The following is a 19929-nucleotide window of genomic DNA, read 5'->3' on the forward strand; positions in this document are numbered from 1 at the left end:
TGACTCGCTCGTTGTAAAACCCACCGCCGTACCGGGGTCACCGCGAGGGAACGTACCGGTGACCGGTAGGTTCGTTCGCGGTGATCGTCCCGTTTCCCCGGGCTCGCGCCCCTGTTTAAATACTCCATCGGGACCAACTTTCGACTGTGATGAGCCAGGCACGCGACACGGAGTGTCCGGAGTGCAGCGGACGACTGAACGCCGAGGGTACCGAGACGGTCTGTGGTCGGTGCGGACTCGTCGTCGACGAGTATCGGATCGATCACGGACCCGAGTGGCGATCCTTCGCGGACGACGAGACGTCACCCGAGCGGACGGGTGCGCCGCTCACCCACTCGCGTCACGACCGTGGGCTCTCGACCGACATCGGCCGGTCGACCCGGGTGAAAGGTCGGAAGCGCCGCCGACTGTCTCGGATGCGGACCCAGCACCAGCGGGCACGGATTTCGACGAAGCGCGAGCGCAACCAGGTGTACGCGTTCACCGAGATTCGGCGACTGGTCGGGGCGCTGTCGCTCCCCCGACACGTCCGCGAGTCGGCGTGTTCGCTGTTCCGGACGGCCCAGGAGGCGGACCTGCTCCGCGGGCGGTCGCTCGAAGGGTTCGCCTCGGCCGTCGTCTACGCCACCTGTCGGGTCTGTTCGGTCTCCCGGACCGTCGAGGAGGTGGTCGACGCCGCGAAGGCGAGCGAGGAGGAACACCGGGCCGCGTACCGGGCGCTCAACCGCGACCTCGACGTCGCGACCGGGCCGATCCACCCGGCCGAGTACGTCCCCCGCTACGCCAGCGAACTCGACGTGGACGAGTCCGTCCGCCGGGCGGCGGAGGACCACGCCCGGCGGCTCCGCGAGTCCGGCGACGCCGCGGGCCGGAACCCCAGCGGCGTCGCCGCGGCGTGTCTCTACACCGCCGCCCGCGAGGCCGGCGCCGACCTCACTCAGCAGGCCGCGGCGGACGTTGCCGGCGTCACGCCCGTCACCGTGCGCAACACCTACACGCTGCTGACGGAGTAGCCGACCGCCGTTTCAGACGCGCTCGCAGGAACGAACCGCGCCGCCGAGCGACCGGAACGCGTCGGCGGCGGCCGACTCCGGCGCCGCCGACACCACCGGCCGTTCCTCGTCGACCGACCGCCCGACGCGCGGGTCGGCCGGCACCGTCGAGACGGGTGCCCCGAGAACCCGTCGGAGCGCGTCCTCCGGCGGATCGTCGGCCCCGGTCGTCCGGTTCAGGACGACGCCGACGGCTCCGGCGTCGAGTTCGCGCGCCAGTTCGCGCGTCCGGACGACGTCGGCCAGGGCGAACCGCCGGGGCGACGCCACGAGGACGCAGGCGTCCGCGACGGCCAGCGGGACGCCCACGTCGGCGCGCAGGCCGGCCGGGCAGTCCACCACCACGCCGCCCGTCTCCCGCTCCACCGTCCGCAGTACCTCCGCGAGGTCGCCGACGTCCGCGGCGCGGGCGCCGGCCAGCGACCGGCCACAGGGCAGCAGCGACACGGCGCCCCCGCGGACGGCCTCCGACGCCGCCGCTCGCCCGGCGAGGACGTCGTGGAGGTCCGGCCCCCCATCCCGGGGCAGGTCGGCCATCCCGAGGTCTGCGTCCACGACGGCGGCGTCGAGGGCGGCCCCGAGGTTGTAGGCTGTCGTCGTCTTCCCGACGCCGCCTTTCCCCCCCGCGACGGCGACGATCACGCCAGCCTCCGGAGCGCGTCGACGGGCACGTCGACCGCCGTCGCCCGATCCGCGAGCGCCGCCGCCCGCTCCGAGACGGCGCGGAGCGCGTCCGCGTCGGCCGCCACCCGCGCGTCGAGGGTGGTCACGTCGTCCGCCCCTTCGAGCGCGGCCGCCGCCGTCGACGCCGACGCGTCCGTCAGTCGCTCCCCCCGTTCGATCCGCCGCTCGGCCGCGGTCAGCCACGCCTCGACCGCCTCCGGCGCCGCCGCGTCGTCGTCCGCGGGCGTCCCACGGCCCTCGTCGTCGTCCGTCGCGGCCGGCGGCGACGCGTCCGGCACCGCGTCGGCCGGCGGCCGCGCGTCCGCCAGTTCCCTGACCGCGGTCGCAACCGCCGATACTGGCTCCCCGTCCGTCGCTCGCCCCTCGTCGGCCACCGAGACCGGCGGCCGCTCGCCGGGCGCCGGACAGGCGTAGCCGAGCGCCCGGCGCTCCCCCGCCGGGACCACGCCCGTGAACCCGTCGTCGTCCCAGCCGGGTTCGGGAACGCCGGCCCGCCGCGGTGGGAGGACCGGCCCGTCGAGGCGATTCTCTACCCTGACCCGCCGGTCGACCGGCGACGGGTTGCGGAGGTCGACCGTCACGAGGGCGACGTCGTCGCGACCGTCGAGTCGCGTGAGCGTCCAGTCGGACTCCATGGCCCGCTCTGGGCGCGTCACCGCGTATAAATCACGGGCGCCTCCAGCGCCTCTGCCGCCGGCCCTGCCCCCGAGAAGCGGTCGAGGCCGTCGACGACGACCGGTGCGTCGAGCGGGGCGACCCGCGCGACGCCGAGCGCGGCGGTCACCGAATCGCCCTCGTACTCGCCCGGTGACGCTCCCGCCGTCGCCGTCCCCGGGACAGCCTCCACCGCCGATCGGAACCGCTCCCACACCGCCGCCGCCAGTTCCTCGCGCACCCGCCGTTCGAGGTTCGCCACCCGGTCCTCGAGTTCGAGGCGTCGTTCCCGCCGGTCGCGCGCCTCCCGGGCGGCTGCCTCCGCGCGGTCGAGCGCCTGTTCGGCCGCGATCCGCTCGGTTTCGGCCTCGGCGAGGCGCCCCGTCGCCTCCTCTAACTGCGCCTCGACCGCCGTCGTGTCCGCGCCCGTCTCGCGGCGCGCCTGGACCCGTCCTCGGAGTTCGGCGACCCGCTCACGGAGGCGCTCCGCTTCGGTCCCCGCCTCCGCGACCCGCCGTCGCGCCTCGCGGAGGTCGACCGTCGGCGCCGACGCCTCGGCCAGTTCGGCCCGCGCCTCCGCCAGCGCCGCCGCCGCCGCCGACTCGTGACCCAGCGCCCGGGCGGCGGCGGCCAGCGCCCCCCGCCGGTCGAACGACGACGGCGGGAGCAACCCCACGTGGTCGTGGACGGTCCCCGGCGTCGGACACTCGACGCCGACCGGTGCCTCCGCCCCTCGAACCGCCCGGACGACCGCCGTCGCGTCGACGCCGTCGAGGTCGACCGCCCGTCCCTCGTGGACGCGGCCGGCGACGGTCACGCGCATACCGACCCCACCGCCGCCACCCAACTATATCCTTCGCCGCGACCGCCGGTCGCTTCGCCCCTACAGGTCGGCGTCGCGCATGGCCTCCGGATCGGGATGGTCGCTCCCCGCGGCGAACTTCGCGTACGGCGTGCTCTGTGTCTCTCGGTTCTCGTACGCCTCGGCCGCCTCCCGAACCGACTCGGGGACCGCCTCGAACTCGTTGAGCGGGCGCGTGCGCTCGATCTGCACGTCGTCGTCGTGTTTCGCCCGGAGACGCAGGGCGAGAAACGCGCCCAGTTCCGTCTCCGCGAGCAGCGCCGCGCGGCCGAACCGCCGGATCACCGTCGACTCGTGACTGCGACAGACGTTGCGGAGCGTCGTCCGTGCGCCCCGCGAGTACGTGACGACGAGCAGCACGGGTGCCGTCCCCTGGCGGCACCGATCACCTAACCCTGTGGGTACCGGCAGTCAGTCGAGGCGTTCGACGTCGAACGAGTCCGGCGCGTCCGGGGCGTGGTCCCCGATCCGGTCCCGCGCCTCGGCGCGCGAGGACGCGATCACGACCACGTCCTCGACCCCCTCGGCGCCCCGGCCGACGTACGCCCCGAGGCCGCTCTCGTCGTCGAACTCCGTCGCGTAGGTCCGCAGGGTCGCGAGCACGCGCTCCTCGGTCGCCGCGAGGTCCGCCTCCCCCGACTCGAACGCCCGCAGCGCCTCCTCGACGTTCCTGATCGCGGAGATGCGGTCCATCAGACCACCTTGTACTGGTCGTTGCTGGGGCTGTACACGTCGCCCTTGCGGCGCAACTGCTCGATCTGATCCATCACCTTCTCCTCCTCGATGCCCTCCGCCTCCGCCCGCTCGACGATGGCGTCCAGCGGCGCGCCCGCCTCGCCCTCGTACTCGGCGTCGACCGTCTCGATCACGTCCTTGATGCTCTTGATGCGGTCGCGCTGGCTCTTGGAGGTGCCCGTCTCGATCACGTCGGCGTCGAACTCGCCCGTCTCGGGGTCGACCCCGATGTCCTGCAGGCAGGAGCGGACGATCTCGATCACCCGCTCGGCGTCGTCCCGTTCGACCGTATCCGAGAGCCGCACCCGGGCGCTCGCCTCCGCCAGACGCACCAGCGCCTCCAGCTTCCGGGCCGTGACCGGCACCGGGGCGTCCTCGTCGGCCCCCTTCGCCCGCAGGTCGACGTAGAAGTCGCGGATGGCCTCCCTGGCCCCGTCGCTCATCGTCGGGAAACAGCTCCGTTTGGCGTACGCGATGTACTTCCGCAGGAGGTCGGGGTCGATGGCCGGTTCGACCGTCTCGGTCACCGACTCCACCTCCGACTCGGTGTGGTCGGGGTTGGCCACCTCCGTCCGCTGGGTGTTCAACTCGCCCGCGTAGTTCGTGCGCAGGATGTGCTCGGCGAGGGCGGCGTCCTCGTCCGGATCGGGCTGGTCCGTCACCGTGAAGATGAGGTCGAACCGCGAGATCAGCGCGGGTTCGAGGTCGATCTGCTCGCCGATGGGTTCGTACTGGTCGAAGCGGCCGTACTTCGGGTTGGCGGCGCCGAGGAGGGAACACCGGGACTTGAGGGTGGCGTTGATGCCGGCCTTGGAGATGGAGATGGAGTTGTGGAGCGCGACGCCCTGACTGACGAACGTGTTCGTCGGTTCGACGGTCACGTCGTAGACGTAGTCGCACGCGTACTCCCCTTCGTTGGGAACCGATTCTACCTCACTCACCCGGTAGTATCGGAGTTCACACCGCTCTTCGAGCGCGTCCAATCGCTTCGTGGCGTCGTCGAGTGCATTCGAGACGGCCTCCTGTGCCGCAGCCGTTAGTGTCGCCCGATGCTCGGTATCGTAGCCGCCACTCTCCGCGTAGTGGACGGCGCTCGTCGTCTCGCCGTCGAGTCGATCGGCGAGTTGTCGACCCGACCAGTCCACTGCCGCTCGCACGTCGCCGAGCGTTCCGGCCTCGTCGAGGGCGAACCGAACCGCTCGCACCCGGTCACGAAGCGTCTCGACGTGCCGTTCGACCGTCTCGATCTGCACGCCGTAACCCTCGTCGAGATTCGATTTCAATTCGCCGGTGAGTTGGAGGCCGAGCAGCCGCCTGAGCGACCGAATCTCCGCCGCTGCGCTCGACGGCAACACGTCGTGGTGCCGCTTCGTCGCCTCGCTTCGCTCCGCGAACGCCCGTGCTTTCGCGGAGCGATCGTCAGCCGGTTCGACGACGGCGTCGACGAACTGCGCCGTCGAGTCGCCCATCACGTACGTCTTCCACGCATCCTCCGCCGCATCGTGGTGGATACGCGACGCCACGCCGATCTTCGCCAACGCGTCGGCGTAATCCTCGGCCAGACCCTCCGAGGCGGTCGAGAACGACATGGCTTCGCTCTCGACACCGCCGTCCCCGGCGAACGCGCCGACGAGGAATCGGCGGATCGCCTCCTCCGAGGCGCCGAGTACCGCGGCCGGGATGCGTTTCCCTCGTGCGGTGTGCATCACCTCCGGGACGTTCGACTCGAACCAGCGGTAGAGTTTCCTCGAGATGTACTGCTGTGTCACCGTCCCGGCGGCGTTCGTCGTGTCGCTGCTCGTCATCCCGAACACGTCACTCATCAGGCGCTCCATGCGATTCAGCAGCCGTTCGTCCTGATTCGAGAACCCGATTTCGTGGCTGCTGCCGGCGTACGAGTGCCCCTCCGCAACCAGCAAGCCGAGGATCTCCGCGAGGTCCGGCGTGAGTTCGTCGGGGAGTCCAACGTCTTTCTCCTTTCCGCGGTGTGGCTCCTCGTCCAGCGACACGCCGGCCGTCGAGTTCGGCAGTTTCCGCGGCGCGGGGACGAACGATCCTTCCTCGACGTCGCTCGCGTCGACCGTCGTCGTCTCGCCGTCCCGTTCGACGAACATCGGATGCTCGGGCGTGACGAGGACGCTCCGTCCGTTCGAGAACGTGACGCGGACGAACTCGTCGGGCGCCTCGTGCCGGCTCACCCGGTCGACCGGCTCTTTTCCGACATCGTTCGTCTCGAAATCCACCGAGTGGACGCCGACGTCGTCGACGGGCAGGATGTCGCAGTTCACGCCGTCGACCACGTCCTCGGGTCGGTCGGCCATCGCCTCGTCGACGAAGTCGCCGATTTCGACGCGCCGGCCGTCGGCGAGCAGGATTTCAGAACTCGGATGGTAGGACTGCTGTTCGAGCGCCTCGTGCATGGCCGACCTGTCCTCCGGCCGCATCTTGTCGAGTTCGTCCACGGCCGCGATCCCCTGATCGGCCAGCACCAAGGCCCCGGCTTCCAGACTCCACTGCTGTCCGTCGCCGAAGTCGTCGCGTACAGCCGCTGCGGTCAGGCCGGCCGAACTGGATCCCTTCCCGGAGGTGTAGACGGAGCGGGGGGCGATATTCCGGATATACGATAAGAGTTGTGAGTTGTGCGAGACGATGCCGTTGCCGAGGTACGTGTGCGTGCCGGCGACTTCGAGGTCGTACACCCAGTCGTAGTCGGGGTCGACTGTCTCGATCGATTCGATACGGTCCCACGAAACGTCGCTTTCGACGAGCTGCTGGAGTGCTCCGATCTCGTCTGCGACCGTCATCGCTTCGTTGATCCGATCTCGGACTGCGTTCCGCGCGTCTTGGGTGACCCCTCCATCGGGTGTCACGACGTTCCGCTCGTAGTTGCTGATCGACTTTTGTGAAACGCCCGCTGCGTTTGCGAGTTCGTCCTGAGAGAGATTCAGCTCTCGACGAAGACGTTCGATGTCGCTCCAGTCCCCCCTCTCCAACTGTTCTCGCATGTCGTTGAGCCACTCGAGTCTCGCTTCGAACTGGCCGAGGACCGTCCGAAGGTTCCTTCGACTCGGATTTCGATCGCCGCGTTCGTGGTGCTGGTACGTCGTCCGTGGGATGCCACAGTCAAACTGTGATAGTGCGAGTGCCTCGCGGATACGTCGGAGTGGTACGGAAACATCCGGAATGATGTCGGTATTCGTATTCTCGGAAACGTCCGCGAACGCGGTTGACGCGACCGTCTTTCGTTCGGTGACGAATCCGATCTCTTCGACGTAGCTGACGAAGTCGGTTCCGCTGATCCGAAGCCGGTAACTCCCGTTTTGACGACCTCCGAGCGAAGCCTCGATTCCGAGGCCGAGCAACAGACTGCGGACGCCTTCGAGTAACTCCCGGCTCATCGACGCTACGGTAATTTCGCGCTCCTTTCGTGAGACGTGCCCCTCACCTTCGACGTATGCCTTCAGGAATGCCTGTTTGATTGAGGGACTGGCGCGGAACAGACAATCTGGAACGCGTTGATCAGCCGAGCGTTTCAGAATTGCCGGTTCGATTTCTCTGAGGAAGTCGACGAATTCGACCGAGGAACAGCCGATCATCTCGACGCCGTCTCGATCATGGTGTGGCTTGCGCCACCAGTGCAGACCGAGCAGATCGAGACAATCGGCGACGTCACTGAGGACCGCTTCGTCGGCGTTCGTAATTGTTGCTGTCGCGCTTGATGCGGGTCCAGTTACGTGTCCTTCTCCAATCTGATACCCGAGCAATCGGGCCAGTTCCGGGGACAATTTTTCGGGGGTGTCGATTCGATTTGCCGGGCCACTTTTCACGCGATAATGATCGATATCGAGCGAGTCGTCCCACTCGCTATCGAGACGCCTCGGAAGTGCGATGAACCTCCCTTCGTTCAGTTCTTCGGCGTTCTGGGGCTCCATTCCGAGATTATTCCGAACGAACAGAGGGTGTGACGGCGTTACCTCCACCTCGCGACCGGATTTGGTGCGAATGCGGTACATCCGCTCGGGCGCTTCCCGTTTCCACACCTTCGTCGCCTGTCCGACGGTGATGTTCCCGTCGGCAGTCACCGTCTGGACGGAGAAATCGACCGGCTCGTACACTCCGTCGTCGACCGATACCGGATTTTCCAGCCGCGATTCGACGAGTTCTCCGAGCGTTCGCACCGTCCCGTCTCCGAGAACGATCTTGGTATCATGTTTCTGACATTTTCCCGTACCGGGATCACCGATCAACAGCATGTGCAGGTCCCCCCGGATCCGCGATCCGTCGGGGAGGTTCTTCGTCACCCCCGAGAACAACTGGAGGATCATCGCGAGTTTCTCCTGGTCGTAGCCGTAGATGGAGGGGGCCACGGAGGCGACCATCTCGTCGTAGATGTCGGGGTGGTTCGAGAGGTCGACGATGTCCTTCTTGTCCGCCTCGCTGATCTCCATCTCCTCGAACTGTTCGTCCTCGATCTGGACGCTCACCCCGTCCATGTAGAGGTCGAACAGCTGTGATTTCTCGTTGCCGTCGGTGACCTGCTCGATGTGGAGGACGCCGGTGACGGTGACGTGGTCGCCGGCGGTCACCTCGCCGGTGATGTCGTCCTCGATGTCGACGTCGATGCTCTGGGGCGTCTCGCCGCCGCGGAGGCCCTCCGGGCTCTCCTGTACCCGGAGCTTCTGGGAGTCGACGAACTCCGACTGGTCGTAGTTGACCCGGAAGGGGCCCTGTCGCTCGCAGCCCTGACACTCGTGGGGTTCCTGGAAGCCGCCGTCGGACTGGGGGATGTAGGTCATCGTGCCACAGCGCTGGCACTCGAAGGCGGCCTCGGTGATCTTCGGCCGGACGTCGGTCGCCTTCCGGATGATGCCCGAGACGGCGATCATCCGGCCGACGTGGTTGTCGTGGACGCGGATGGAGCGGATGTCGACGGTGTCGGGGAGGTTCCGCAGGCGGACGTGGGCCTGGCCGAGGGAGACGTCCGCGGGCAGGTCGTACACGCGCAGGGCCTCCTCCGCGAACTCGCCGATCTGATCGGGCTGGGAGAGGAAGTCGTCGGCGAGGTCCTGATCGAACTGGTAGAGGTCGTCGTAGTCGACGTGCAGCGAGCGCTGTTCGTTGGGGTAGCGCTGTGCGAGGCGACTGATCTCGTCGCGGTAGTAGTTCCGATAGAAGCGAACGAACCGGTCGATCAACTCCTGGTTCTGCGACGACTGCGCCATTGCTACTCGGTCGTGCCGGATCGCCTAAGAGTCTTCGCTCGGTCGCCGATCAGAACGACACGTCCGTCTCGATGTCCTCGGCCGCCTCCCGCAGGCCGTCCTCGCGGGAGTCGCTGGCGAGGCGCCCCTCGAGGTCGGCGTCCGTCAGGAGTTCCGCGAACGCGTCGCGGAAGCGGTCGTTCGCGCGGGTGGCCTCGCGCTCCGTCTCGCGAACCGCCGCGTCCTCGTTCGCCCGGTCGGCGTCGCGAACGAGGTGACAGTCGAGTCGCGCCCGGCGGACGGTCTCGGTGGAGACGTCGAGGGCGTCCGCGAGTGCCGCGTCGTCGTCGCCGTCGTAGAACTCCCGGATCAGGCGGACGTAGGCGTCCGTCCGGAGCTCCGTCTCGAAGTCGTAGCGCTCGCGCATGGTCCGGACGAGGTCACGCAGGCGGGCGTCCACCGCCTCGGGGTCGTCCGCGTCGACGAGCGAACCGCGGGATTCGGCCTGTCGCTCCGTGACCGTCTCCTCGCCCGTCGCGTCGAGAAAGATGTCCCGTAGCTCCGCGGTCTCGTCGTCCATGCTTCAGGAAGTCCGTTCGTGGGCAAAAACCCATCGCCGGGTCGTTCGGAGCGGCTCCCGGTCGGCGCCGACCCCCAGGCGTCCATGACCGTGGCCGGGGGGCCGAGCGGCGACCGCTCCGGCTTCGTCAACCACCACAAACTAAGTGGTTTACGAAAGTCGGGGTCGGTATGACCGCCACGACGGACTCGGTCGAACTGGTCGGCGAGGAGGTGACCGGCAACGTCGCCCGCGCGGTGCTGTTCGCGGCCGCGACGAGCGCGACGGCGCCGGTGGACATGGTCCACCCGCTCGCGCCGAACGTCCCCATCACGCTCCAGACGCTGTGGGTGTATCTCGCGGGCATCGTCCTCGGCCCCCTGTGGGCGGGCGTGGCGTTCACGCTCTACCTGCTCGCCGGACTGATCGGGCTGCCGGTGTTCGCCGGCGGCAACGCCGGTCTCGGCGTCATCCTCGGCCCCACCGGCGGCTTCCTGATCGGCTTCCCGCTCGGCGCGATGACCATCGGCGCCGTCGCCCACGGGACCGACGGCCTCACCGCCCCCGGCGAGGTTCCCGTGCCGCGACTCGTCCTCGCCTTGCTCGCCGGCACGGCCGTCGTCTACGCCGCCGGCGCCGTTGGCTACGCCGTCGTGCAGGCCATCGGCCTCGTGGCCGCCGTCTCGGCCGTCGTCGTGCCCTTCCTGCCCGTGGCGGGGCTGAAGATGGCCGGCACCGTCGCCATCGTCCGCAGCGAGGCCATCGTCGCTCGATGACGATTGCGGTCGAGGACTACACCTACCGGTACGGCGACGACGTCCTCGCCGTCGACGGCGTCTCGCTGACCGTCGACGACGGCGAGTTCCTCGTCCTCGCCGGCGCCAACGGCTCGGGGAAGACCACGCTCGTCCGCGGGTTCAACGGCCTGCTGACGCCCGCCGAGGGGTCGGTGCGCGTGAACGGCCGCCCGGTCGACGACGACCCCGTCGCCGCCCGGTCGAGCGTCGGCATGGTGTTCCAGAACCCCCGCGACGGCTTCGTCGCCGCCACCGTCGGCGCCGACGTGGCCTTCGGCCCCGAGAACCTCGGCCTCGCGCGGGCGGACATCGACCGCCGGGTGGCGGACGCCCTCGACGCCGTCCGCATGGCCGGCCGGGGCGAGGAGCGCATCGACGAACTCTCCGGCGGCGAACGCGAGCGCGTCGCCATCGCGGGCGCGCTGGCGATGGAGCCCGACCACCTCGTCCTCGACGAACCCTTCACCGGCCTGGACTGGGCGGCCCGGCAGTCCGTGCTGGAGCGACTGCGCGCGCTCCACGCCGACGGCGTGGGGGTCGTCGTCGTCACCCACGACCTGCGCGACGTCGCGGCGCTCGCGGACCGAACCGTCGTCCTCGCGGACGGGACGATCGCGCTCGATTCGGCCGACCCCGCTCCCGACGACCTCACCGCCCTCGGCGTCCGGCCACCATGATCCGGTACGTCGCCGGCGACACCCCCGTCCACCGCCTCGATCCCCGAACCAAGCTGTTCGTGCAGGCGGCCGTCGCCGTCGCGGCCTTCGCGCACACGACACCCCGGGGACTGGCGCTGCTGACCGCGTTCGTCGCCGGCGTCTGCTGGCTGGCGGCCACGCCCGTCCTCGCCAGCCTGCGCTCCTACCGCGCCTTCCTCCCCTTCCTCGTCGCGGGACCGGCCGTCGAGGGGGCGACCCTCGGCGCGCCGTGGTTCGTCCCCGCGGACGCCGTGGCGCCCGCGCTGGCGAGCTATCGGGTGGTCCTCCTCCTGCTGGTCTCGACGGCGTACATCCGCACCACCCGCGTCCGCGAGTCGCGGGCCGCCATCCAGTGGCTGCTGCCGGGTCGCCCCGGCGTCGTCCTCGGTGCCGGCGTCGGGTTCGTCCTCCGATTTCTCCCCGTGCTCCGGGACGACCTGTCGACCATCCGGCAGGCGATGGACGCCCGCCTCGGCTCCGAGCGGTCGCTCCGCGAGCGGATCCGCCTGATCGGCGTCACCGGCCTCCGCCGGGTGTTCGTCCGCGCCGACCGCTTCGCGCTCGCCCTGCAGGCCCGGTGTTTCGCCTGGAACCCGACGCTGCCCGAACTCGATCCGACGTGGCGGGACTGGCCCGCGCTCCTCGTCGGCGTCGGCGCGCTCGCGTGGGCCGTCTGGTGACGCTCACCGGGCGTATTCGACGACGCTCCCCGCGGCTGGCCGTCGTGAGACGGGTGACCGCGCCGTCGACGAAGCCCCCCCCCTCCGTTTTGAGTTCCCCGAGCCGCCGCCTTCGGACAGCGAGGTGGTACGGCCTCGGACTCGACGCAGTCATCAGACACGCGGGGTCCCGGCGGTCCAGCAAAGACTTTGCCGGTTCGGGGTACACGGCGGACCATGCATAGCTTCCCTGGCGAGGACTGCCGCTGCGAGGAAGTACACGGCGGACACGGCCACGAAGGACGGGGAGACAGAGACGGTGTCTGCGACAACTGCGGAAGCGAACTGGAATGGACGCTTGCCGTTGACGGCGTCCAACGCCGCGTCTGTCCCAACTGCGACGAGTAGCGAACGAAGCGTTCGATTTCTGAGTGTCTATGGCAGAATCCGACCGCCTCAGCGAGTGTATCGAGCGGATCGACTCGTCGTTTGTGGCGCGAAAGCGGACTCCCGAGTGGGCCAAGTGGGCATCCGGTGTCATCTCGCCGGTATAGCACCGAGGGGTGCCAGTCGGGGTCCCGATGAACTGGGAGTCACGCGCGTCACGTCGTCGTTCACGACTGGGTGCACAAGGCCGATCTACCGCCGATTTCGACGGTGAGTGCGGATCAACTCGCGGATGCGAGTGGACGGCGAAGAGGTGGCTATCGGTCTCGGCGGGGATACCGGGAGCACCGAACCGGACGAGTGACGACCGTGGAAGCTAGACCGTAGTTCGATCCTCCGGCACATCCCTCTGAAATAGTTCGCTCCGTCTGTTTTCGCCCGGCGTGCCAACCTTTAACCTCCACCTGGGTCGCCCACTACGTATGCCCGTCCTCCAAACCGTCACCCGGGAGACGTTCTGGACCATCGGTCCGGTCGGCGAGGCCGCCTTCTACTACCTCGCGGCCGTCGCCGTCCTCGTCTTCCTGTACGGCGTCTACGCGCGGGTCCGCACCTACGCCGCGGCGCCGGCCGACCCCTTCGACCGCCTCGACGACCTGCCCGGGCGCGTCGCCCGCGCCACCCGCCTCCTGCTCACGAACGAGGCGCAGTTCGACCGCGACGTCTACGCCGGCGTGATGCACACGTTCATCGTGTGGGGGTTTCTCACCCTGCTCATCGGGACGACCATCCTCGCGGTCGACATGGACGTCTGGACGAAGCTCCTGGGTCGGGACTCCTTTTTCGTCGGCGACTTCTACCTCTCGTACTCGCTGGTGATGGACGCGATGGGGCTGCTGTTCGTCGTCGGCGTCGGCATGGCGCTCTGGCGGCGCTACGGCGTCCGCGACCCGCGCCTGTGGGGGAAACACACCGACCTCGAGGACGACGCCTTCGTCTGGACGCTCTTCGTCCTCGGCGTCGGCGGCTACGTCGTCGAGGCGCTTCGCATCCTCGGCACCGGGTTCCCGGCCTTCGAGACGGTGAGTTTCGTCGGCTACGGCCTCGCGCTCGCGGGCCGGGCCGCCGGCGTCGCCCCGGGGACCGCCGAGGCCGTCTACACCGTCGCGTGGTGGAGCCACGCCCTGCTGGCGCTCGGGTTCGTCGCCCTCCTCCCCTACGCCAAACCCGTCCACATGCTCACCTCGATGGCGAACGTGGTGACCCGGGACGGGAAGGCGGGCAAGCGGCTGCCGGGCGTCCCCGCCGACGCCGACCCCGCGGACATCGGCACCGGCTCCGTCGACGACTTCACCTGGCGCGAACTCCTCGATCAGGACGCCTGCACCACCTGCGGCAGGTGTTCGTCGGTCTGTCCCGCGGAGGAGGTGGGCCGCAACCTCGACCCCCGGGACGTGATCCTCGACCTGAAGGCCTACCGCGAGCGGCGAGCGGCGGGCGAGGGCGAGGACCTGCCCATCGTCGCCGACGGCGGCGAGAGCGTGATCGCCGCCGAGTCCATGAACGCCTGTCTCTCCTGTATGGCCTGCATGGACGCCTGTCCCGTCGACATCGAGCACGTCCGGCAGTTCACGGGCATGAACCGCCGGCTCACCGAGTCGGGGCAGATGGACCCCCACGTGCAGGACGCGATGATGAACGCCTTCCAGCAGGGCAACGTCTTCGGCGACCCCGCCCGGAAGCGCCCCGAGTGGACCGACGCCCTCGACTTCGAGGTGCCCGACGCTCGCGAGGAGTCGGTCGAGTTGCTGTGGTACGTCGGCGACTACCCCTCCTACGACGACCGGAACCGGCGGGTCGCACGGTCGCTCGCCCGCATCTTCGAGGCCGCGGACGTCTCCTACGGCATCCTCTACGAGGACGAGGCCAACGACGGCAACGACGTGCGCCGCGTCGGCGAGGAGGGGCTCTACGAGATGCTCGTCGAGGACAACGCCGCCGCCGTCGCGGACGCCGAGTTCGAGGAGATCGTCTGCACCGACCCGCACAGCTACAACACCTTCACCCACGAGTACCCCGAGATGGCCGCGGAGTTCGACTACCCCGTCTCCCACTACACCGAGGTGGTCGAACGCCTCGTCCGCGAGGGGCGCCTCGACGTGCCCGCCTCCCTCGACCGGACCGTCACGTACCACGACCCCTGTCACCTCGGGCGCATGAACGACGTCTACGAAGCGCCCCGCGACCTGGTGTGCGCGACGGGCGCGACCCTCGCCGAGATGCCGCGCAACCGCTCGGACTCCTTTTGCTGTGGCGGCGGCGGGGGCGGCGTCTGGACCGAAGTCGAGGAGGAGGTGAAGCCGAGCGAGGAGCGCCTTCGCGAAGCCGTGGCGGACACCGCGGGCGACGTTGAGTCGTTCGTCGTCGCCTGCCCCATGTGTACGACCATGTTCGAGGACGGCCGCAAGACGGGCGGGTTCGAGGACGACGTGGAGATTCTGGATCTGACGGAGTTGCTGGTGGAGGCGATGGACGCCGACGCCCCGGCCGTGGCCGACTGAGCGCCCGGCTTTTTTGCTCGCTCGCGACGTGGTGGGCGGTGTGTCCCTCACTCCCGAGCCCCCGCCGGCCTCCCTCGAACGCCGACGGATCGCCGTCTTCTGTCTCGTCGCCTTCGGCCTCTCGTGGACCGTCGGCCTCGCCATCTACCTGACCGGCGGCCTCCGCGACAGCCCGGTCCTGCTCGGGACGCCGCGGATCACGCTCGCCGTCGCCCTCCTCGCGACGGGCTACATGTGGGGCCCCGCCGTCGCCAACGCCGTCACCCGCGTCGTCACCGACGAGGGGTGGACGGACCTCCGTCTGCGACCCCGCCGTGCGGAGTGGCCGGTGTGGGTCGTCGCCTGGGTCGCTCCCGTCGCCCTCGTCCTCGTCGGCGTCGGCGCCTACGCCCTCCTCCTTCCGGCGCACCTCGATCCGACGCTCGGGACGCTCCGGTCGGCGCTCGGCCTCCCCGCGGGGGCGCCGCTCCCCGCGAGTCCGCCCGTCCTCGTCGGCCTCGTCGTCGCCCAGGCCCTCCTCGTCGCACCGGTGGTCAACGCCCCCTTCGCGTTCGGCGAGGAGTTCGGCTGGCGGGGCTACCTCCTCCCGAAACTCCTGCCGCTCGGCTGGCGTCGCGCCGTCCTCGTCTCGGGTGCCGTCTGGGGCGTCTGGCACTGGCCCGTGATCGCGATGGGGTACAACTACGGGCTCGACTACCCCGGAGCGCCGTGGACGGGGCTGCTCGCGATGACGTGGTTCACCGTCGTCGTCGGCGCCTTCCTCGCGTGGGTGACGATCCGCGCGGGGAGCGTCTGGCCGGCCGTCGTCGGCCACGCCGTCGTCAACGGCGTCGGGGGGCTCGGCGTCCTCCTCGTGTCCGGGAATCCGACGCCCCTGCTCGGCCCGGCGGCGGTGGGCGTCGTCGCCACGCTAGGCTGGGCCGCCGCCGCCGTCGCCGTCCTGCGCCGCGACGAAGAGCCCGAACGCCGATGAGCCGAGGGGACGGCGCTTCCGGGCGACGAGGCGGTCGAGGACGAGGACGGCGGCCGTGAGTCCGAGAAGCCCCGCCAGCAGGCCGACCGCGACGGCCCACCCGGCGGCGTCGGCCGTCGAGCCGACGACCAGCGGCCCGAGCGCCCCGAGCAGGATGTAGCCCGTCCGGAAGAGTCCGAAGCCGACGCCGCGTTCGGCGTCGGCCAGCGCGTCGACCGCTCGCGACTGGACCGGCGGCCCCCACGCCATCGCGGCGCCGACGAGCGCCACCGCGGGGGCCGCGAGCGCGAGTCGCGTGGTGAGCGCGAGGGTCGCGTAGCCGGCGGCGCCGGCGGCGAACAGCACGGCGACCACGGTCTCCCGGCCCACGAGGTCCGACGCCCGCCCGCTCACCGGCTGGAACGCCGCCACGACGACGAAGTACGCCGAGAACAGCAGCCCCGCTCGCGCCATCGAGAGCCCGTGGTGGTCGACGAGGAAGACGGGGAGCAGGGAGACGGTCGCGAGCGCGGCGAACTCCCCGACGACGGCGAGGAAGACGGCGAACGCGACGGGCGGTCGCGAGAGGACGCCGACCAGCGCCCGCGGGTCGACCGTCCGGCCGCCGTCGGTCGTCGCCGTCGGCCGTTCCCCCTCCCTGCCCGCGACCACCACGGCCACGAGCGCGGCGGCGACGAGCGCCCCGCTCCCGACGACGCCCCGCCACCCGAACCGGGCGCCGAGCAGCGTCGCGAGGACGGGCGCGGCCAGCCCCGCGACCTGCCCCCCGACGCGGTGGACGCCGATGACGCCCCCCGTCGCGTCGAAGCGGTCGGTCAGCAGCGCCGTCGCCGGCGTGTAGTACAGCCCCGCCCCCGCGCCGAGCAGCAGGGCGAAGGCGGCGAACGCGAGGAGGGAGGGAGCGGCGGCGAGGGCGACGGCCCCGACGGCCGTACAGGCCAGCGCGGCGAGCACCACCCGCCGCGGCCCGTACCGGTCGCCGGCGGCGCCGCTCGGCAACTGCGTGACGGCGTACACCAGCCACATCCCGGTGAGGACTGCCCCGACCGTGCCGCTGGTGACGCCGAACGTCTCCCGGAGCGAGGGGACGACCGGACTGACGAGCAACTGCGCGAGCCGGACCGCGAAGTACGACCCCACACAGACCGACAGCGCCGTGTGGCGCTCGTCCCACCCGCCCGACGACAACTGTGACATCTGTTGTCATGGATAACAGTCTATAGTAATATATATTTTCGCACCGGCCGGAGCTTCCGCCCGCCGAGGCCGCCGACCTCCGGTCCCTGTCGTCCGCGAACGGGCCGCTCCGCCCCCCGAACCGGGGTTCGCCGGAACGAACCGGACCACTAATGTGGGCGAGGTGTGATTGTCGGGGTGACTGACCGTGTCGAACCCGTTCGCAGCCCGAGCCGTTCCGTCGTGATCGACCACGAGTCCCTTCTCGCCCGCTCGACCGACGTCGTCTCCGTCGTCGACGCCGACGGGGTCGTGAAGTACCAGAGCCCGTCGGTCGAGCGCGTCCTCGGCTACGACCAGGAGGCGTTGCTCGACGAGTGTCTCCTCGAATACGTCCACCCGGAGGACCGGGAGGCGGTCCGCCACATCTTCGCGGCGACGGACTCGGTCGGCACGGAACGCGACTCGGTCGAACACCGGTTCCGACACGCCGACGGATCCTGGGTCTGGCTGGAGACCCGCCGCTCGCCCGACTACGACGCCGACGCCGGCGGCTACGTCAGCACCTCCCGCGACGTCACCCGTCGAAAGCGCACCGAGCGCGAGCGCGAGCGCCTGCTCGACCGCATGGGCGACGGGTTCCTCGGCATCGACGACGACTGGCAGGTGACCTACCTCAACGACGAGGCCGAGCGCCTGCTCGACACGTCCGCCGAGGCCCTCGTGGGCGAGGACGTCCGGGAGTCGCTGGAACACGAGACCCCCGCCGTCTTCCACGACCAGTACCGCGAGGCGATGACGACACAGGAGCCGGTCTCCTTCGAGTCACACGTGCCGGCGCTCGACGCCACCATCGAGGTCCGGGTCTTCCCCTCCCCGACGGGGCTGTCGGTGTACTTCCGCGACGTGACCGAGGCCAGGCGGATCAAGCGGGAACTGGAGCGAACGGTCGAGACGCTCCACGGGCTCCACGAGATCGCGGCCGCGACCGATCTGACGCTCGCCGAGAAGCAGTCCCGGCTGCTCGAAACCGGTCGCCGACATCTCGATCTGCCGTACGGGTTCGTCACGCGCATGACCGACGACAAGCAGGTCATCGTCGACGCCGTCGGGGACCACTCGCTGCTCCGCGCCGGCAACTCCTGTCCCATCGAGGAGTCCTACTGCCGGAAGACCCTCGAAACCGACGGCCTGCTCGCCATCCGCGACGCCGCCGACGCCGGGTGGGAGGACGACCCCGCCTACGAGCGGTTCGACCTCGGCTCGTACGTCGGTGGCCGGATCGAGGTCGACGGCGAGCTGTACGGGACGCTCTGCTTTGCGGCCACGGACCCCCGCGCCCGGGCGTTCACCGACAGCGAGCGCTCGTTCGTCGAACTGGCGGCGCGGTGGCTGGCCTACGAGTTCGAGGAGGCCCAGTACCAGCGACGGCTCGAACGGCAAAACGAGCGGCTAGACAACTTCGCGAGCATCCTCTCTCACGACCTCCGCAACCCCCTGAACGTCGTCCAGGGCCGGCTGGACCTCGCGGCCGAACGGTACGACGACGAGGACCTCGACGCCGCGACCGCCGCCCTGGATCGGACCTTCGACCTCATCGACGACGTCCTCGCCTTCTCGCGGGCGGGCGGGGACGTCCTCGACCCCGAACGCATCGCCCTCCCGGCCGTGGCCGACCGGGCGTGGGCCATCGTCGATCCGGGCGGCGCCACCCTCGACGTCACGCCCGACGCCGGGACGGTGACGGCCGACGAGACGCGCCTCCAGCAACTGCTGGAGAACCTGTTCGCCAACAGTGTGGAGCACGGCTCTACTGACGGCCGGACGCAGTCCGGCGACGGCGTGACCGTCACCCTCGGCCCCCTCGACGGGGACGAGGGGTTCTACGTCGCCGACGACGGTCCGGGCATCCCGCCGGAGCGGCGCGAACGCGTGTTCGAACTGGGACACACCGACGACGATGACGGGAGCGGTCTCGGCCTGGCCATCGTCCGCGAGATCGCGGACGCCCACGGCTGGGAGGTGGTCGTGACCGAGAGCGAGGCGGGCGGCGCCCGCTTCGAGGTCGTCACCGACGCGGCCGGGACCGACCTCCCGGTGACCCCCTGACATTTGTCGTCGGGCCCCGAAGCGCCCCCATGCGCGTCAACGAAGCCGACCTCGACTGGGACGTGACCGAGCGCGACGAGACGTCGTTCCGCCGGAAGCGACTCGCGGCGGCGGCCGGCGGCGACCGACTCGGCTGCTCGCTCTACGAACTCCCGCCGGGCAGGAAGTCCTGGCCCTTCCACTTCCACGCCGGCAACGAGGAGGCCATCTACGTCCTCGCGGGCACGGGCCACCTCCGCACCGACGACGGCACCGAACCCCTGGAGCCGGGCGACTACGCGGCCTTCCCGGTCGGCCCCGAGGGGAGCCACCGCGTCGTCAACGACGGCGACGAGCCCCTGCGGTATCTCGCGCTGTCGACGATGAACCACCCCGACGTGACGGTGTATCCCGACTCCGAGAAGATCGGCGTCTACGCGGGGTCGGCGCCCGGAAGCGACGACTCGCGGACGGTCTCGGGCTACTACCGCCGCGACGACGACGTGGACTACTGGCTCGACGAGGCCTGACCGTCGAGCGCCGCGAGGATCGCTCGCGCCGACGCCCGGTCGCGCTCCGGCGCGTCCGGCAGGTACGTCGCGAGCGCGTCGCGGACGATGGCACGGTCCGCCGGATCGAGCGGTTCACAGGCCTCGATCCGCTTCAGGATCGCGACCCCTCGATCGGGCGAGCGACCGGCCTCGACCGTGCGCTCGACGTGATCGAGCACCGCCGCGTGGAGCACCCACGCCTCCTCGCGCGAGAGGTCGACGCCGTCGGGGCCGTGACAGGTGGACGGGGACACGGTGGGTCACCTCGGTCGACGGTACGTGACCGAGCGCC

The 19929-nt window shown here is 70.1% G+C and carries 17 protein-coding genes and 1 pseudogene; 9 read left to right on the plus strand and 9 right to left on the minus strand.

The window, feature by feature from the left end; all coding sequences use genetic code 11:
- Positions 1 to 149 precede the first annotated feature (149 nt).
- Positions 150 to 1013, plus strand: coding sequence for a transcription initiation factor IIB (locus tag NBT67_RS12935; protein WP_251342181.1), 864 nt, complete (start codon positions 150 to 152; stop codon positions 1011 to 1013).
- A 12-nt stretch (positions 1014 to 1025) separates the two neighbouring features.
- Here NBT67_RS12935 and NBT67_RS12940 read toward each other — a convergent pair whose 3' ends face one another.
- From NBT67_RS12940 to NBT67_RS12970, 7 genes are read right to left on the minus strand one after another with little or no spacing between them, the layout of a single operon-like run.
- Entirely contained in the window at positions 1026 to 1694 is a 669-nt protein-coding gene (locus NBT67_RS12940; RefSeq protein WP_251342183.1) for a nucleotide-binding protein, read from the minus strand.
- On the minus strand, positions 1691 to 2371 hold the full coding sequence (locus tag NBT67_RS12945; protein ID WP_251342185.1) for a DUF7857 domain-containing protein: 681 nt from the start codon (positions 2369 to 2371) through the stop codon (positions 1691 to 1693). The genes NBT67_RS12940 and NBT67_RS12945 overlap by 4 nt, the downstream gene beginning before the upstream one ends.
- 17 nt (positions 2372 to 2388) lie before the next feature.
- On the minus strand, positions 2389 to 3213 hold the full coding sequence (locus NBT67_RS12950; RefSeq protein ID WP_251342186.1) for a DUF7856 family protein: 825 nt from the start codon (positions 3211 to 3213) through the stop codon (positions 2389 to 2391).
- 60 nt (positions 3214 to 3273) lie between these two features.
- Positions 3274 to 3612 carry a DUF7855 family protein gene (locus NBT67_RS12955; protein WP_251342187.1) on the minus strand — a complete coding sequence of 113 codons (339 nt, stop codon included), beginning with the start codon at positions 3610 to 3612 and terminating at the stop codon, positions 3274 to 3276.
- 51 nt (positions 3613 to 3663) lie between these two features.
- On the minus strand, positions 3664 to 3945 hold the full coding sequence (locus NBT67_RS12960) for a DUF7854 family protein (RefSeq protein ID WP_251342188.1): 282 nt from the start codon (positions 3943 to 3945) through the stop codon (positions 3664 to 3666).
- Positions 3945 to 9209, minus strand: coding sequence for an LAGLIDADG family homing endonuclease (locus NBT67_RS12965; RefSeq protein ID WP_251342189.1), 5265 nt, complete (start codon positions 9207 to 9209; stop codon positions 3945 to 3947). The genes NBT67_RS12960 and NBT67_RS12965 overlap by 1 nt, the downstream gene beginning before the upstream one ends.
- Before the next feature lie 49 nt (positions 9210 to 9258).
- A complete protein-coding gene (locus NBT67_RS12970; protein ID WP_251342190.1) occupies positions 9259 to 9768 on the minus strand; it encodes a conditioned medium-induced protein 4 in 510 nt (169 codons plus the stop codon).
- Between the two features lie 170 nt (positions 9769 to 9938).
- On the opposite strand from NBT67_RS12970, the gene NBT67_RS12975 reads away from it, so the two are divergent.
- The 6 genes and pseudogenes from NBT67_RS12975 to NBT67_RS12995 all read left to right on the plus strand — a co-directional run bounded on the left by NBT67_RS12975 (position 9939) and on the right by NBT67_RS12995 (position 15822).
- Positions 9939 to 10523 (plus strand): biotin transporter BioY, encoded by a 585-nt coding sequence (locus NBT67_RS12975; RefSeq protein WP_251342191.1) that lies wholly within the window; start codon positions 9939 to 9941, stop codon positions 10521 to 10523.
- The gene (locus NBT67_RS12980) at positions 10520 to 11221 is read left to right on the plus strand and encodes an energy-coupling factor ABC transporter ATP-binding protein (RefSeq protein ID WP_251342192.1); all 702 of its coding nucleotides are present in this window, start codon (positions 10520 to 10522) and stop codon (positions 11219 to 11221) included. The genes NBT67_RS12975 and NBT67_RS12980 overlap by 4 nt, the downstream gene beginning before the upstream one ends.
- Positions 11218 to 11922 carry an energy-coupling factor transporter transmembrane component T family protein gene (locus tag NBT67_RS12985; RefSeq protein ID WP_251342193.1) on the plus strand — a complete coding sequence of 235 codons (705 nt, stop codon included), beginning with the start codon at positions 11218 to 11220 and terminating at the stop codon, positions 11920 to 11922. Before NBT67_RS12980 ends, NBT67_RS12985 begins: the two co-directional genes overlap by 4 nt.
- Before the next feature lie 416 nt (positions 11923 to 12338).
- A pseudogene (locus tag NBT67_RS18185) lies at positions 12339 to 12579 on the plus strand (IS6 family transposase); the annotation flags it as partial.
- A 191-nt stretch (positions 12580 to 12770) separates the two neighbouring features.
- Entirely contained in the window at positions 12771 to 14849 is a 2079-nt protein-coding gene (locus NBT67_RS12990) for a heterodisulfide reductase-related iron-sulfur binding cluster (RefSeq protein ID WP_251342194.1), read from the plus strand.
- Positions 14850 to 14889: 40 nt separating this feature from the next.
- Complete coding sequence (locus tag NBT67_RS12995) at positions 14890 to 15822, plus strand: CPBP family intramembrane glutamic endopeptidase (RefSeq protein ID WP_251342195.1); 933 nt, start codon at positions 14890 to 14892, stop codon at positions 15820 to 15822.
- Here NBT67_RS12995 and NBT67_RS13000 read toward each other — a convergent pair.
- Entirely contained in the window at positions 15760 to 17019 is a 1260-nt protein-coding gene (locus tag NBT67_RS13000; protein WP_251342196.1) for an MFS transporter, read from the minus strand. The two genes, NBT67_RS12995 and NBT67_RS13000, sit on opposite strands and share 63 nt — an antisense overlap.
- Before the next feature lie 222 nt (positions 17020 to 17241).
- Here NBT67_RS13000 and NBT67_RS13005 point away from each other — a divergent pair, with 222 nt between their 5' ends.
- Both NBT67_RS13005 and NBT67_RS13010 read left to right on the plus strand, forming a co-directional pair.
- The gene (locus NBT67_RS13005) at positions 17242 to 19107 is read left to right on the plus strand and encodes a PAS domain-containing sensor histidine kinase (protein ID WP_251342197.1); all 1866 of its coding nucleotides are present in this window, start codon (positions 17242 to 17244) and stop codon (positions 19105 to 19107) included.
- A 29-nt stretch (positions 19108 to 19136) separates the two neighbouring features.
- Positions 19137 to 19616, plus strand: coding sequence for a cupin domain-containing protein (locus tag NBT67_RS13010; RefSeq protein WP_251342198.1), 480 nt, complete (start codon positions 19137 to 19139; stop codon positions 19614 to 19616).
- On the opposite strand, the gene NBT67_RS13015 is transcribed toward NBT67_RS13010, so the two are convergent.
- Positions 19595 to 19891, minus strand: a complete 297-nt coding sequence (locus tag NBT67_RS13015) for a DUF7853 family protein (protein ID WP_251342199.1) — start codon at positions 19889 to 19891, stop codon at positions 19595 to 19597. The two genes, NBT67_RS13010 and NBT67_RS13015, sit on opposite strands and share 22 nt — an antisense overlap.
- Between the last annotated feature and the right edge of the window lie 38 nt (positions 19892 to 19929).

Origin of the sequence: Haloplanus sp. GDY1, from assembly GCF_023703775.1 — an archaeon.
Taxonomy (GTDB): Archaea; Halobacteriota; Halobacteria; order Halobacteriales; family Haloferacaceae; genus Haloplanus; species Haloplanus halophilus.

What these genes read in the sequence shown, in the direction of transcription:
- NBT67_RS12990 (WP_251342194.1), top strand. Translation starts at nt 12,771, where the DNA reads ATGCCCGTCCTCCAAACCGTCACCCGGGAGACGTTCTGGACCATCGGT.
- NBT67_RS12960 (WP_251342188.1), bottom strand. Translation starts at nt 3,945, where the DNA reads ATGGACCGCATCTCCGCGATCAGGAACGTCGAGGAGGCGCTGCGGGCG.
- NBT67_RS12970 (WP_251342190.1), bottom strand. Translation starts at nt 9,768, where the DNA reads ATGGACGACGAGACCGCGGAGCTACGGGACATCTTTCTCGACGCGACG.
- NBT67_RS13010 (WP_251342198.1), top strand. Translation starts at nt 19,137, where the DNA reads ATGCGCGTCAACGAAGCCGACCTCGACTGGGACGTGACCGAGCGCGAC.
- NBT67_RS12965 (WP_251342189.1), bottom strand. Translation starts at nt 9,209, where the DNA reads ATGGCGCAGTCGTCGCAGAACCAGGAGTTGATCGACCGGTTCGTTCGC.
- NBT67_RS12980 (WP_251342192.1), top strand. Translation starts at nt 10,520, where the DNA reads ATGACGATTGCGGTCGAGGACTACACCTACCGGTACGGCGACGACGTC.
- NBT67_RS13000 (WP_251342196.1), bottom strand. Translation starts at nt 17,019, where the DNA reads ATGTCACAGTTGTCGTCGGGCGGGTGGGACGAGCGCCACACGGCGCTG.
- NBT67_RS12985 (WP_251342193.1), top strand. Translation starts at nt 11,218, where the DNA reads ATGATCCGGTACGTCGCCGGCGACACCCCCGTCCACCGCCTCGATCCC.
- NBT67_RS12950 (WP_251342186.1), bottom strand. Translation starts at nt 3,213, where the DNA reads ATGCGCGTGACCGTCGCCGGCCGCGTCCACGAGGGACGGGCGGTCGAC.
- NBT67_RS12945 (WP_251342185.1), bottom strand. Translation starts at nt 2,371, where the DNA reads ATGGAGTCCGACTGGACGCTCACGCGACTCGACGGTCGCGACGACGTC.
- NBT67_RS12935 (WP_251342181.1), top strand. Translation starts at nt 150, where the DNA reads ATGAGCCAGGCACGCGACACGGAGTGTCCGGAGTGCAGCGGACGACTG.
- NBT67_RS12975 (WP_251342191.1), top strand. Translation starts at nt 9,939, where the DNA reads ATGACCGCCACGACGGACTCGGTCGAACTGGTCGGCGAGGAGGTGACC.